This window comes from Limibacterium fermenti (genome assembly GCF_041902845.1).
GTDB classification, from domain to species: Bacteria; Bacteroidota; Bacteroidia; order Bacteroidales; family Dysgonomonadaceae; genus Limibacterium; species Limibacterium fermenti.
On sequence record NZ_CP159486.1, the window covers coordinates 3,181,713 to 3,196,356 of the forward strand.

Sequence of the window (14,644 nt, forward strand, 5' to 3'; positions counted from 1 at the left end):
TTAATTTACGACCCATTCATAATGGGTACTTCTTCCTCCTCGCGCTTCTTTCTGAAGAATTCCTTTTTCAATCAGATCGTTTATGTCGCGTAAAGCCGTATCCTGTGACGATTTTGTAATTTTGGCCCATTTGGATGACGTCAGTTTGCCCTCGAATCCATCCAATAGTTTATTCAGCATCAGGTTTTGACGGGCATTAAACTTTGTTTCTTTATGTTTATCCCAAAAATCAGCTTTATGCAACACCTTTTGAAAAGTTGCTTCCGTTGATTGCAGCGCTCGATATAAGCAATTCAGATACCAGAGGAGCCATTCGGTTATATCCCCTTTACTGAATTGCATTTTCTGCAACACCGCATAGTAACCTTTTCTTTCGGTAAGTATCTGGCCGGATAAGCTGTAAAAACGTTGTGAGGTATCGTCTGAACGGGAGAGCAATAAATCCGACAAAGCCCTAGCTATCCGGCCGTTTCCGTCATCAAACGGGTGGATGATGATAAACCGGAAATGGGCTATGGCTGATTTCAAAACGAGGTCTAACGTGTTTTCTTCATTAAACCATTTCAGAAACGTATCCATCTCGTTTTTAACCTGATCAGGTGACGGCGCCTGATAATGGATTTTCTCCTTGCCCATTGCCCCCGATACGACCTGCATCTCTCCGTTTCGATAACGGGCAACATCTATTTTATGCATTCCGCTCCGGCCTGTCGGAAATAAAGCGGCATGCCAACCGAATAGACGTTCCTCATCAAGGGGGCGTTTATAATTCTGCGTAGCGTCAAGCATCATTTCAACCACTCCCTCGACATTTCTGTCGGGATAAACCATTCCGGCATATTCCATCCCTAATCTTCTTGCGATAGACGAGCGAACCTGATCATAATTTAATAGTTCACCTTCAATCTCCGAAGATTTCAAGACATCGAGGGTCAGTGTGCTAAGATGGGTTTCTTCCTTTAACGAAAAACCGGCCATGTTCATCTGCCCCAACAGTTTGCCTTGCAGATGGCGCACCTTTCCCAAAAGGGCTTGTATCTCCTGTTCATCCCAAGTGAAATGTGGCCAACTGCTGTATTGATAAATATATTTCATCATCGAATCATCTTATATTCTGCAAATATACGCATTATTCTCCGCATATCTAATGAGAATACACAAACTATTCTCCGCAAATTAATTCGGGAACGTCATCCGGAACACCGTCCATTCGTGTTGCGTGAAGTGCGACAAGTTGCCCCCGTGCAGCCGCATGATATAACGCGATACGCTCAGCCCGATGCCGGTACCGGCGTTTTTGGTGGTAAAAAACGGCACGAAGATATTGGGAAGCACCTCGGCCGCAATCGGCTCGCCATTATTGCATACATCCACATGGAACCGGTCTTTCTCTTCCCGCAGTTCAATCTTTATCCGTCCGCCTTTTCCCGCAACGATCGCTTCCGACGCATTCTTCAGCAGATTCACCAGCACCTGCATGACCTGCGATTCATCGACCGACCTCAACTGATCGCCGGGCGGCACATTCCGGTCTACCGATATTCCTTTTTCTTCAAACAGCGGCGATTCCAACGCCACCGCCCGTTCGATAAGGGCGCTTAACGCTACCGGCTTCAACTGCGGCTTAGGCACGCCGGTAAACTTGCGGTACGAATTGACAAAGTTGATGAGCCCTTTCGCCGTGGTATTGATCGTCTGAAACGCCTCCACCGTATCCTGCATCAGCTCGTTATCCGGCGCATGAGGTGCCTGCCGGTAAGCAAACAGCAGCGTGTCGGTGAGCGACGTGATGGGCGCGATGGAATTCATGATTTCGTGCGTCATGACGCGGATTAGCCGTATCCACGAATCCATTTCCTTATAATCCAGCTCGCTGCCGATGTTGCTAAGCGTGATGATTTTCACCTTCCGCCGTTTCATGATAATTTCGGAAACCCTCAGGCTGATCTGCACCTCTTCCCGTTCGTTGGCAATATGGATGGTTTTCGTGTCGGATGCTTCGAGGGTGCGAAACAAGTCGGGAAACGAGGGGTCGAGCGTCGCCAATTGATTCAAATGCGTAAAGACGGGCATGCCCAGCAACTCATTCACGGTACGGTTTATGTGCATTAAGCGGTTGTCCTCATCGAGGAGGATAATGCCGGTAGAAACGCTTTCGATGATGACGCTCAGGAACTTTTCGTTTTCGATGACTTCTTTCCGCGCCTTCGAAAGGATCTCTTTGATGCGGTTCATCATCTGGTTCAACTCCCGCTCGCGGCGCGAAAGATTGGTTTCGGTAAAGTTGAACGAATAATCGCCGTTATCCAACGCATTCAACAGGAAAAGGATGTTTTTGTTGAACTGATTATAGCTTCGGTGGAGCCTGCGCAACGACAAGCAAACCACGAAAATGCTTACCGCCGCATACACATATTCGGCTTTCAGCGCGAAGTAGGTGCTTGCCGAAACCGATGCGATGAGCAGGATGACGTACAGATAAAGTTTATATTCGATCGATTTAAACATACACGCGAAGGATTAAAGCCCGTATTTTTTTATTTTACTGTACAAGGTGGGGCGCGAAATACCCAGCTCTTTGGCGATGGCCGAAAGGTTGTTGTCGTGATGGCGAATGGCTCTCTCGATGAGGGTTCGTTCCATTTCGTCGAGCGTAACCGGGGCAGAGCCGTTCGTTTTTTCTTCATGCGGGCGCAGGAACAAATCGGACGGTTCGATGACGGCATTATCCGACAGGATGAGCGCTTTCTCGATGGTATGTTCCAGTTCGCGTACATTTCCCGGCCAGGCATACTCCTGCATTTTGGCAATGGCTTCGCGGCTCAGCGTGGCTTCTTTTTTATGATACTTCCCGGCAAGGCGATGGAGGAAGAAAGACGCCAGTTCGGGAATATCTTCCTTGCGGTTTCGCAATGCCGGCACTTCAATCTGAATGGTATTGATACGGTAAAGCAAGTCTTCCCTGAAAAGGCCCTTCTCCACATCCTCGAAGAGGTTGTGATTGGTGGCGCAAATCAGCCGGATATCCACCGGCACGGGCTCGTTGCTACCGACGCGGGTGACGTGCCTCGACTGCAACGCGTTCAACAACTTCGCCTGAAGCACATAACTGAGATTGCCGATTTCGTCGAGAAACAACGTCCCTTTATCGGCCGCTTCGATCTTCCCTGCCCGATCGATACGGGCATCGGTGAAGGCGCCTTTCACATGCCCGAAGAGTTCGCTCTCAAACAATGTCTCGGTGATCGCCCCCATGTCGACGGTAACAATCGACTCGTTGGAACGCAACGAAAGTTGATGGATCTTACGGGCGATGACCTCTTTTCCGGTGCCGTTTTCGCCTGTGATCAACACGTTGGCATCGGTCTTGGCCACCTTTTCCACCAGGCGGAGCAACTCCTGCATGCCACGCGACCGTCCCCAACAGATATCATTTTCACGGTTCAGTTGGGAGTTCAACACGCTTTGCTTTTCCTTTAGTTTGGTGACTTCTTTGCGCGACAGGCGCAGTTCCAAAGCCGATTGTAACGTGGCGAGCAGCTTGGCATTGTCCCACGGCTTTACGATAAAGTCCGACGCCCCCTTCTTGAGGGCGGTCACGGCCAGTTCGATATCGGCATACGCCGTAAAAAGCACCACGGGCAAATCGGGAGCCGCCTTTTTTACTTCCGACAGCCAAAACAGCCCCTCGTTTCCCGTGTTGATGCCGGCAGAGTAGTTCATATCGAGCAATACCACATCGGGATTCTTTTCTTTCAACATCGTCAGCAACGTGTTGGGGGAAGAAAGCAACGTGACTTCTTCGAAATACGTGTTTAGCAGAATGCGAAGCGCACTCAGCACATTTTTATTATCATCGACAATGAGAATACGTCCTTGTTTCATATTGGTCAGTCTATCGTTTAATGTCGCCGGTCATCGGTCGCCGGTCACCAGTCGCCAGTCACCAGTCATCGGTCTTCACTCTTCAGTCTCATTCCTCATAGTTCATAACTCATAGTTCATAACTCATCCTTCATAGCTCATCACTCATAGTTCATAACTCATAGTTCATCGTTCATAGTTCATCGTTCATAGCTCATCGTTCATACTTCATAGCTCATACTTCATCATCCCTCATCCCTTCATTTTCCTGCAAATGTACGCATAATATTGTCAAAATATCGACACTCCTGTAAAATAATTTTACAAACCCATCCCTACTGAAAAATCGATAAGTAATACGCAATGTGAGGCTTATGTATTTTGGCACGGAATTGGATTGAAAAAAGGCAAAGCAAACTTATCTGTATGAAAAAGTTCTTATATCTCGTTTTCGTATTCGTGTCGGGAATTCCTCTGCCGGGCTTTACGCAAGACCGGCTTTGGAATTTGGAAGAGTGCATCCGCTACGCGATCGAAAACAGTCCGAAGGTTAACAAGCAGAAAGCGCAGAACGACATCTATCATCAGGATTATCTGAGCGCGATCGGGCGGCTCATCCCTTCCCTCAACGCCAATTCGAGCGCGTATTTCAATTACGGGCGCCGGGTGGATTCCGAAACCAATACCTACACCAATATCAACTCGTTCAGCAATTCTTATTCGGTGTATTCGAATTTAACGCTCTTCGACGGCTTCTCGAATATTTTTAAAGTCCGCATCCAAAAAGTGAATAAGCTGGCGGGAAAGCATGAGTTGGAACAGGCCCGGGAGCTTATCGCCTACGAAACGATGGAGGCGTTCCTGAATCTGCTTTATTACGAGCGGATGGTGGAGCTGGCGGAAGAACAGGTGGTCGAAAGCCGCAACAATCTGAAACAGGTGCGCCGCATGGAAGAGTTGGGCATGAAGGCCGAAACGGAGGTAGCCGAAATGGCGGCGAAGGAAGCCGCCGACACATACAATCTGACTAAGCAAAAGAATCTGTCGGCCATCGGCCTCATCTTATTAAAAGAGAAGATGCATTTTCCTATCGATAAAGAGTTGCATGTCACCGACGAAGGGTCGGAGGTATTGATTGCGAAATCGGACGAGACGGCATCCGATATTTTCGAAACGGCCAAAACCATCCATCCCAAAGCGCTGTCGGCGGAGTCGACGGTAAAGATGCAAGAGCTGACGGTCCGTTCCGCCATCGCAGGCTTCTCGCCGACCCTTTCCATGGAGGCGGGCATCTCAACGAACTTCGTAAAATATCTCGATGGAAGCGCGTATCTTCCGTTTACCGATCAATTGAAGAATAAACGCGGTAGCTACGTGGGATTTACGCTATCCATCCCGATCTTTAACGCGTTTGCGAAAACGACGGCGCTCAATCGCAGCCGGGCGCAGGTGGTGATCGCCCGCAATGAGTTGGACGAAACGCTGCGGTCGCTCTACAGCGAAATAGAACAGGCCGTCGCGGACCGGAACGGGCAGGCCGATGCCTACCTGCAGGCGGTGAAACAACGCGAGGCGATGGAAACGGCGCACAAGGCCAATCAACGCAAATATGAAGAGGGACTCATCAGTCCGCTCGAATTGCATACGAGTGCCAACCGTGTCGTACAGGCGCGGGCGGAACAGCTCAACGCCGAACTGCAATATCGGTTGAAAGAGCGGCTGGTGCGGTATTACAAAGGGGAGAGGTTTGGGAGTTATGAACTATGAACTATGAAGGATGAACTATGAACGATGAGCTATGAAGGATGAGTTATGAAGGATGAGTTATGAAGGATGAGTTATGAAGGATGAAGGATGAGGGATGAGACTGAAGAGTGAAGACCGACGACTGGAGACCGGCGACTTCAAACCGATGACCGTTGCCGATGACCGGAGACCGATGACCGTTGCCGATGACCGGCGACCGGAGACATTAAACATTTAGACATTAAACAATATGACGGATATTTTACTGGAAAAGAAAAAAGGACTAAAGAAGAAGCATATTCCTTATGTAATCGGAGGTGCGCTTATAGTCGCATGCATTAGTTGTCTGATATTCGGCAATCATGCGTCGAAGCTGAATGTCGATGCAAAACGCTTGTCGGTGCAGGCCGTCACGCAGGGTGAGTTTAACGATTACATCCGCATCAACGGGCAGGTGCAACCCATCAGCACCATCCAATTGAGCGCCATCGAGGGCGGCATGGTGGAAGCGAAATTGGTGGAAGAAGGCACCGAAGTGAAAAAGGGCGACGCAATCGTCCGCCTGAGCAACCCGATGTTGAGCTTGAACATCCTCGACAGCGAGGCGCAGTTGGCCGAAAAACAAAACTTCCTCCGCAATACGCAGGTGACGATGGAACAGGATAAGCTCACGCTAAAGAAAGAGAAACTGCAACTCGACCTCGATGTGACGCGTAAGCAACGCAAGTATGAACAATACAAAAAGCTGTACGGGGAAAAGCTGGCTTCGAAAGAGGAATACCTGCAAGCGAAAGAGGATTACGAATACGCGGTGGACGGCCGGCAACTGGTGGTGGAACGCCAGAAACAGGATTCCATTTACCGCTCCGTGCAAATCGAACAGATGGAAGAGAGTTTGCACAACATGCGCCAAAACCTCTTGCTCATCCGGCAGCGGAGCGATAACCTCAACATCAAGGCGCCGGTGGACGGCCAACTGGGCTTGTTGGAGGTGGAAATCGGACAAAACATCCCCACGGGCGGGCGCATCGGGCAAATCAATGTGCTGTCCGATTACAAAGTGGAAGCGATGATTGACGAGCATTACATCGACCGCGTGAAACAGGGATTGGATGCCGCCTTCGAGCGGCAGGACAAGCATTTCGCGCTGCGCGTGCGGAAGGTCTATCCCGAAGTGCGCGACAAGCAGTTCCGCACCGACTTTATGTTCGAAGGCGAGCGCCCCGACAATATCCGCACCGGGCAAACGTATTACATCAACCTGCAACTCGGCCAACCCGTGGAGGCGGCGTTGATTCCCCGCGGCGCCTTTTACCAGACGACAGGCGGACAGTGGATATTCGTGGTCAGCGAAGACGGAAAGAGAGCGGTCAAACGCAAAATCACCATCGGCCGTCAAAACCCCAATTATTACGAAGTGACCGCCGGGCTGGAACCGGGCGAGAAGGTCATCACTTCGAGTTACGAAACTTTCGGCACCGCCGACGAACTCGTGTTGAAATGATAAGGACACTGAGGGAGCGGGGGACAACGGGACAACGGGACAAAGAGACAAGAGACAAAGATACAAGAGAAGAGGAGAAAAGGAGAAAAGGAGACGATTATTTCAACGTACAATATATATGCAATTACTCATTAACAACTTAAGGCAATTCATACACTCATCGAAACTGATGTTTTTATTTATCATCTTGGGCTTCACGGTGGCATTCACCGCCTTTCTGGTCATTGCGATTCAGGTGAAATATGATTTCAGTTATAACAAAAACTTCGAAAAGTCGGATGAGATATACCGCTTCAACCGTTATCATCATGCCAACGGAAACTCTTATTGGACCATCAATCAGGATTTGGCTAAAGAGATGGAAGCGAAGATACCGGAAATAAAATCGTACGCTTTGCTGCAAGAGGGAAAGCAAGTGGATGTATCCCTTCCTGCGGCATCCGCCAAAAAAGAATATCCATCTTTGCTGATGGAAGCCACGCCCGGATTCCTCGAGGTCTTTACCCCCGAAATCCTGTCCGGAAACACACAGAAGATATTCGATGAAAAAGGCAAAGCGTTGATTTCCGAAAAGACGGCCGGGCGAATCTTCGGCGACGCCAATCCGATAGGGCAAGCGCTTCAAATCGGCGAAAACACCCTTTCCGTCATGGCGGTCTACAAAGACTTCCCGAAGAATTGCAGTCTGACCAACGGCATCTATACCTATATGGAGCCGAACTCGTCCAACAACTGGAACTATTATTGTTATTTCCTCATCGATCCGCAAAATGCCCCTAACGTTGCGCATAAAATAAACAGTGCGGACATCTTGGGGGAAGAAACGGTTCAGCATTACAACAGTCATCCCGAAGAGCGGGTCGAATTTCAACTTCCGGCTTTAGAAGATTTATATCTGCATGGTTACAACAAACGGATCCATACCACATTGGGATTGCTCGCGGTGGGCGTCATCCTGTTGGCCATCGCCTTTATCAACTATATCAACTTCTCTATTTCGATGGCGCCGGGAAGAATAAAAAACATCAATATCCATAAGATTTTCGGCATCGAGCGTTCGCGGCTCCGGTTGGCCATTCTCTCGGAAGGGGTGGCCTTTACGGCGCTGGCATTAGTCCTGTCGCTTGTCTGCCTGCATTTTTTCAAAAGCACGAGTTTAGCCTCGAACTTTGTCGCCGACCTGTCTATCGCCGGCAATGGGCAGATGATTGCGGCTACCGTCGCCGGGATTGTGCTGCTCTCATTTTTAGCCGGCATTTATCCCGCCCTGTACATCACGTCGTTCGGCGAAGCATTTGCCATGAAAGGGTCCTTCACCCTTTCCCCGAAAGGCGTAGTCTTGCGGAACTCGCTCATCGTATTTCAGTTTGCCGCATCCATCGCCCTGATTTGTATCGCCTCGATGATCACGTTACAAAACTACTATGTGAAAAACTACTCGTGGGGATTTCAGAAAGAGAACATCGCGTACCTGTCTTTACTGAACACGCAGGTCGATGACGAACTGCTCGGCGACGAGTTAAAGCAAAACGGCGCCATCATCGACTATACGTCGTCGTGGAATTTGCCCGGCCGCATCGGCATGAGTTGGTCGAGGGAGTTAGAAGGGAAGTATATCGATTACTTTACGGTCTGGCCGGTGACCCCGAATTTTCTCGATTTCTTCGGCGTGAAGGTCGTCGCCGGAAATGATTTTCCCAAAGAAAGAGACCGCGAAAAGATCATCTTCAACGAAGAGTTTATGAAAGTGAACGGTTTTACCGAAGATATTATCGGGAAGGAATTTGAGGGATTCAGCCCGGGGGATATCGTGGGTGTGGTGGAAAATATTCATTTCGAATCGCTGCATGAATCGATTAAGCCGATGGCGTTCGTTGTTTTTCCGAATAAGGAATATTATAATTACGTCTATCTGAAACTCTCCGGGGATCATCTGCCGGCGACCATCGCGCAGATCGAAAAGACGTGGAAAAAGTTTACCGATAAGCCTTTCGACTTGACGTTTTTGGATGCGTCGATGGACGCGTTATATAAGAATGAAACAAATACCGGCAATCTCATCAGCGTGGTCGCCCTTATTTCGGTGCTCATCGCCATGATGGGAGTATACGGATTGGTGCTGTTGAACACGCGGTATAAGACAAAGGAAATCGCCATCCGGAAGATCAACGGCGCCACCGAAGAAGAGATACTGCAATTGCTGAACCGCAACATGCTGTGGATGTTGGCCGTTTCTTTCGTGATTGCCGTCCCGGCAGCCTATGCGGTCATTCAAAACTGGCTGGGCAATTTTGCCTATAAAGCCGCGGTTCCGTGGTGGTTGTTTATCGGCTCGGGCGTTATCGTCTTACTCATCTCGGCCATAACGGTCAGTTGGCAAAGTTGGCGCGCGGCGACCGCCAACCCCGTGGATTCGCTGAAGATAGAATAAATTGATGGGATGATGTGCGAATGTGCCGATGAAAGATGGATAAGGGATGAAGTATGAAGTATGAAGTATAAGCGATGAGAGATGAGAGATGAGAGATGGGGCATTAGACTTTAGACCGGAGACTGAAGACCGGAGACCGGAGACCGGAGACCGGAGACTAACGACTAAAAATGAACAATCAATAACTAAAACAATGAACGTATTTCAATCTTATAAACGCACCCGCTTTTTCCTGTGGGTGAATATTGCCGGGCTGGCGATAGGGCTGGCGGTATCAATCATGCTGCTCCTGTTTGTGGTGAACGAACTGAGTTACGATAAACACTTCGCCAACCATGAACGGATTGTGCGCCTGACGACCATATCGGAAGAAAAAGATGCCGTCAATCATTATTCCATCAATTTACGGAAAGCTTATACCGAACTGCCGGCAAAAATACCGGGCGTGGAAACGGCTGTACAACTTTACGGCGGTGGCAAAAGAGAAGCGATTTATGGCACCGAACGCTTTCAAAATATCGGACTGGTGTATGCAGACCCTGAATTCTTCAACGTGTTCCAAATGAAATTCGTCGAAGGAAATGCACGGACAGCATTCGCCAATACCAACTCGGTAGTCCTGACCAGTGAACAGGCAAGCGTTATTTTCGGAGACGCAAGCAGCGCCATGAACCAAACCCTTCAAATAGACGAACAGGACTATGTCGTTTCAGCCATCGTGGAAAAGCTTCCCGCCAATACCCATTTTGTCTTCGACGCATTGGCCAACATGAAATCGTTAAGCTCCCTGGAATGGATGCAGGGATTGGAGTTTCAGACATATTACCTGGTTAAACCCGATGCGTCCCTCGCCGGAGCAAGAGACGCTATCGAAAAAGAATATACTTCCATCCTCAAACCTTTCGGCGAATATTTCAATGCAAAAACCTACGGAATAACCGAAAAACTGGACGATATCTACTTGCATTCCAAAGCGAATAATTATGGGTTCGGCAAGCAAAACAACATGCGCTTTGTATGGCTCTTGTCGGGGCTGGCCTTGTTCATCCTGCTCCTTGCCGTCAGCAATTTCATCAATCTGTTTCTCGTTCAAGGCGAGACGCGCATGAAGGAAATCGGTATCCGCAAGACTGCCGGAGCCACCATCGGAAATATCGTACGCCAATTTTTCTCGGAAGTGTCGGGTATCGTATTGATTGCGTTTGTATCCGGATTTATCCTTACGGTTATTTTTACACCTTACTTTTCGGAGTTGATTCACAAACAAATCGATTTGACCCAATTAGGAAACCCGTCGTTTATTTTATGTGCGGTGGGGCTTTTCATCGTGACCGTGGTTTGTTCGGCTTCTTACCCGGCGTTTTACCTGAGCCGCTTCAGTCCGCTCGACATCCTCGCTAAGCGGCTCCGGTTCTCGAAGCGCAGGCTCACCGTTGCCGTAGTGGTTTTTCAGTCCGTCATCACCATTGTACTGATATCGTTTATTATGATTGTCGACCGGCAAACCGCTTACCTGAAAGAGATTCCCATCGGATATAATCCCGAAAACGTCGTCAGTATTCCGCTGAATAATGCGCTTCTGAAAAGTTACGATGCCGTGAAGCAGGAATTGCTTTCCGTGCCCGAAATAAAGGCGGTAAGCGGTTCGCATCATCTTTTCGGCGGAGGTTGCAGCGGCCAGGGCATCAGCCTGCTGGAGAATGAGGAAGGAGAACACTCCATCAACGAATATCGCATTATGGGCGGTATGTGTGAATTGATGGAAGTGCAATTGATGGAAGGAAGTTTTTTCAAAGAAAACGCCCCCGACAGTGTGAATCAAATTGTTTTGAATGAAGCCGCCGTCAAGATGTTGGGACTCTCCTTTCCCGTCACGGGCCAATTTGTAAATTATAAAGGCCCGGCCGAAATCATCGGTGTTGCAAAAGACTTTTATTACGGTAATCCGGTGAATACAATACAACCGATTGTGCTCAGTAGAATAAGTAATCCCGGCAACCTGTCCATCCGCTTCAGGGAAGGCACCGATCGCCGGCAAGCGTTGGAAAAGACATTGGTCATATTCCACAAATTCGATCCCGGCTTTATCGTCAATCCGACGTGGAGCGAAGACCTCTACGCCGCCAACTTCGACACGTTCAAAACCATCTCGAAGATTATCACCGTGGCTTCGTTGCTCTCGCTGTTCATCGCCTTACTGGGATTGGTGGCGACGCACCTGTACGCGACCGTACGCCGGACTAAGGAAATAGGGATACGCCGTATCAACGGGGCCGGTTCCCGATCGATATTCACCTTGTTATCGGGCGACATCATCCAATGGATTGCCATTGCCGGGATAGTGGCGGCGCCTGTTATCTATTATGCGGCATCGCACCAGCTCAATGAATACGACAATCACGCTTCGTTGAGTTGGACGGTATTTGTGTTCCCCGTACTCATTCAATGCATCGTGGCGCTTTTGGCCACATCGGGGGTCAGTATATGGGCTATCCGTCAAAACCCCGTAGAGGCATTGAAGAAAGATTAAATAAATGTGCTGATTTACGAATATGCTAAGATGTGATGATTATAATAGGAACAAAATAGTATGAACAATTTAAAACTGGCTTATCGTAACCTGTTCAGGAAAAAACAGAACAGTCTGATCAAAATCATCTCCTTAGGAACGGGATTGGCGGTTGGATTGATGTTATTGTCAAAAGTAAGTTTCGAGCAGAACTACGACGATTTCTATCCGGATGCCGACCGTATCTACCGAATATCAACAACAATAAAAAGTAACGATGCGCCCCCCAACGAATGGGGACAAGTCAGCGGAGCGGTAGCGCCCGGAATGAAAGCGGAAATTCCGGAAGTAGAGGCTGCTACGCGCATTACAAATTTAACAGGGGAAGAAAACGCCGTATTTTCAACGCCGGACAAAAAACGCTATAAAGGGAAATTTATCATGGCCGATGAGAACATCTTCGACATCTTGCCCCGCCCGATGATAACAGGTAATGCAAAAGAGATACTTTCTAAACCGATGCATGCAATTGTTTCACAATCGATAGCGGCAAAGATGGGCGGTGACGTTATCGGACGTCAAATAGAAATCGAATCAATCCCCGGAAGAGAGCTGACCATAGAAGGAATATTTGAGGATGTGCCTGAAAATACCCACAAACAGTACGACATCATCCTATCGCTTCATTCAATGCCTTCTTTTTTCCGGCTTGACGGACGGGACAACTGGCTCGGAAACGACCGTTACTTCGGTTATGTAAAACTCCGAAAGGGCACCGATACGGCAAGTTTAGCTACTGCTATACGCCGCATGCAAGACAAACATCAGGATATTAAAACAGTTGAGGCAAAAAATGGTTATTCCTTCACTTACAACCTCGTCCCTTTGAAAACCCTGCATAGCGGTTCGCCTCACATCCGGCGCATGACACTCCTCCTTACAATCATCGCTTTAGCTCTTATACTTACGGCCGTACTCAACTATGTACTAATCGTTATCACGACCTTAGTTAGCCGCTCGAAAGAGATTGCCGTATATAAATGCTACGGAGCGGAAAACAAGGATGTGGGCAGACTGATATTTACCGAAACATTGCTCCATTTTATTTTGTCGTTATTGCTTGCCGGCTTCATTGTTTTTTGTTTCGGAAGAACTATCAAAGACCTGCTTTCAGTCTCGTTAGCCACATTGTTCAACTTGCGTTCCTGCATCTATTTATCGGTCGTTTGCATACTGATTTTTTTCATTACGGCATTCGCTCCTTCCTATATATTGTCCCGCATTCCTGTGGCAAATGTTTTCCGCAGTTCCACCCGATTACGGGCGAAATGGAAACTGATATTGCTGTCTGTTCAGTTTGCCGCCGCGGCTTTTCTTTTTACACTGTTGGTTATCGTCAATAAACAATACGACCTAATGACTAATGACAATCCGGGTTATACCTATCGGAACATTTTGCATACAAACACTTCAGGTGTCCCGAGAACGACCGTCCCAACGGTCATCGACCGCCTAAACCGATTGCAGCCGGTAGCCGCTGTAGCGACGGCCAGTTTTCTTCCATTTGGAAGCATGTCGGGCAACAACGTACTTATTCCCGGCGAAGACCGCGAATTATTCAATATCGCCGATATGTATTGGGCGGACGAACAGTATGTACCGTTGATGGAAATACCCATCATCAAAGGAGAAGCATTCGACCGCAACAGTAGTGACAACGATATACTGGTCAGTCAATCATTCGAAGAAAAAATGAAAACGATTGCCGGATGGGAGGGTGTAGTAGGCAAAGACATTATCATTACGGAACATGGGCTTAGCCGCATCGTGGGGGTATATCCCGATATCCGGCTTGGGGCGATTACCGATCAGGATATGCGTCCGTCCGTATTGTTCTATCAGTCGGAACCGGCCACGGAATTATTGATTAAGCTGAAAACAATGACTGCCGAAAATATCGAATCGGTATATAATATATTAAAAGAAGGCATGCCCGAGAAAGAAACAGTGCTCTCCCCTTACAGCGACAGCATGGTGATGATGTATTCGGGAGAGCGGCGTTTTCGCGATTCGATTCTAATCGGCGGAGCGATCACAATGCTGATCACGTTTATCGGCCTTATCGGTTATATCAACAGCGAAGTCGTACGCCGGACTGCAGAAATCGCCATTCGGAAGATCAACGGGGCAAGTTTAAGAGAGATATTACAGTTGTTTATGAAAAATATCCTGGTGATAGCTTTCTTCTCCTGTATAGTAGGAGAAATCGCCGCGTCTTTGGTTGCTGCTAAATGGATGGAGAATTTCAGCGAAAAAACCGCCTTGTCTCCGCTGCTATTTATCGGATGTGGAATGATTATCCTGCTTTTCATCGAAGTAGTCGTATTCATCAATTGTATAAAAACAGCCAATCAAAACCCGACGGATTCGCTCAAAAAAGATTAAAATGATGAGGGAGAAGATATGAAGGATGAAGGATGAAGGATGAAGGATGAAACGGTGACATTAGACATTAGACTTTAGACCGGTGACCGATGACTGGAGACTGGAGACTGGAGACTGGAGACCGGTGACCGGAGACCAACGAACA

General features: G+C 48.3%; 9 protein-coding genes. 6 read left to right on the forward strand and 3 right to left on the reverse strand.

Annotated elements, in window-relative coordinates:
* From ABNK31_RS13800 to ABNK31_RS13810, 3 genes are all read right to left on the reverse strand, one after another.
* Nucleotides 1-1,098, reverse strand: coding sequence for a Fic family protein (locus ABNK31_RS13800; protein WP_418893076.1), 1,098 nt, complete (start codon nt 1,096-1,098; stop codon nt 1-3).
* Nucleotides 1,099-1,176: 78 nt separating this feature from the next.
* On the reverse strand, nt 1,177-2,508 hold the full coding sequence (locus ABNK31_RS13805; RefSeq protein ID WP_418893077.1) for a sensor histidine kinase: 1,332 nt from the start codon (nt 2,506-2,508) through the stop codon (nt 1,177-1,179).
* 12 nt (nt 2,509-2,520) lie between these two features.
* A complete protein-coding gene (locus ABNK31_RS13810) occupies nt 2,521-3,885 on the reverse strand; it encodes a sigma-54-dependent transcriptional regulator (protein WP_418893078.1) in 1,365 nt (454 codons plus the stop codon).
* A gap of 405 nt (nt 3,886-4,290) precedes the next feature.
* Between ABNK31_RS13810 and ABNK31_RS13815 the strand changes: the two genes are divergently transcribed.
* The 6 genes from ABNK31_RS13815 (at nt 4,291) to ABNK31_RS13840 (ending at nt 14,499) form a co-directional block, all read left to right on the forward strand.
* Nucleotides 4,291-5,631, forward strand: a complete 1,341-nt coding sequence (locus ABNK31_RS13815; RefSeq protein WP_321579345.1) for a TolC family protein — start codon at nt 4,291-4,293, stop codon at nt 5,629-5,631.
* A gap of 94 nt (nt 5,632-5,725) precedes the next feature.
* Complete coding sequence (locus tag ABNK31_RS13820; RefSeq protein WP_418893079.1) at nt 5,726-5,848, forward strand: hypothetical protein; 123 nt, start codon at nt 5,726-5,728, stop codon at nt 5,846-5,848.
* 12 nt (nt 5,849-5,860) lie between these two features.
* Nucleotides 5,861-7,114, forward strand: coding sequence for an efflux RND transporter periplasmic adaptor subunit (locus ABNK31_RS13825; RefSeq protein WP_418893080.1), 1,254 nt, complete (start codon nt 5,861-5,863; stop codon nt 7,112-7,114).
* 118 nt (nt 7,115-7,232) lie between these two features.
* Complete coding sequence (locus tag ABNK31_RS13830; protein ID WP_418893081.1) at nt 7,233-9,545, forward strand: ABC transporter permease; 2,313 nt, start codon at nt 7,233-7,235, stop codon at nt 9,543-9,545.
* Nucleotides 9,546-9,738: 193 nt separating this feature from the next.
* Nucleotides 9,739-12,075, forward strand: a complete 2,337-nt coding sequence (locus tag ABNK31_RS13835) for an ABC transporter permease (protein WP_418893082.1) — start codon at nt 9,739-9,741, stop codon at nt 12,073-12,075.
* A gap of 60 nt (nt 12,076-12,135) precedes the next feature.
* The gene (locus tag ABNK31_RS13840) at nt 12,136-14,499 is read left to right on the forward strand and encodes an FtsX-like permease family protein (protein WP_418893083.1); all 2,364 of its coding nucleotides are present in this window, start codon (nt 12,136-12,138) and stop codon (nt 14,497-14,499) included.
* Nucleotides 14,500-14,644: the final 145 nt, after the last annotated feature.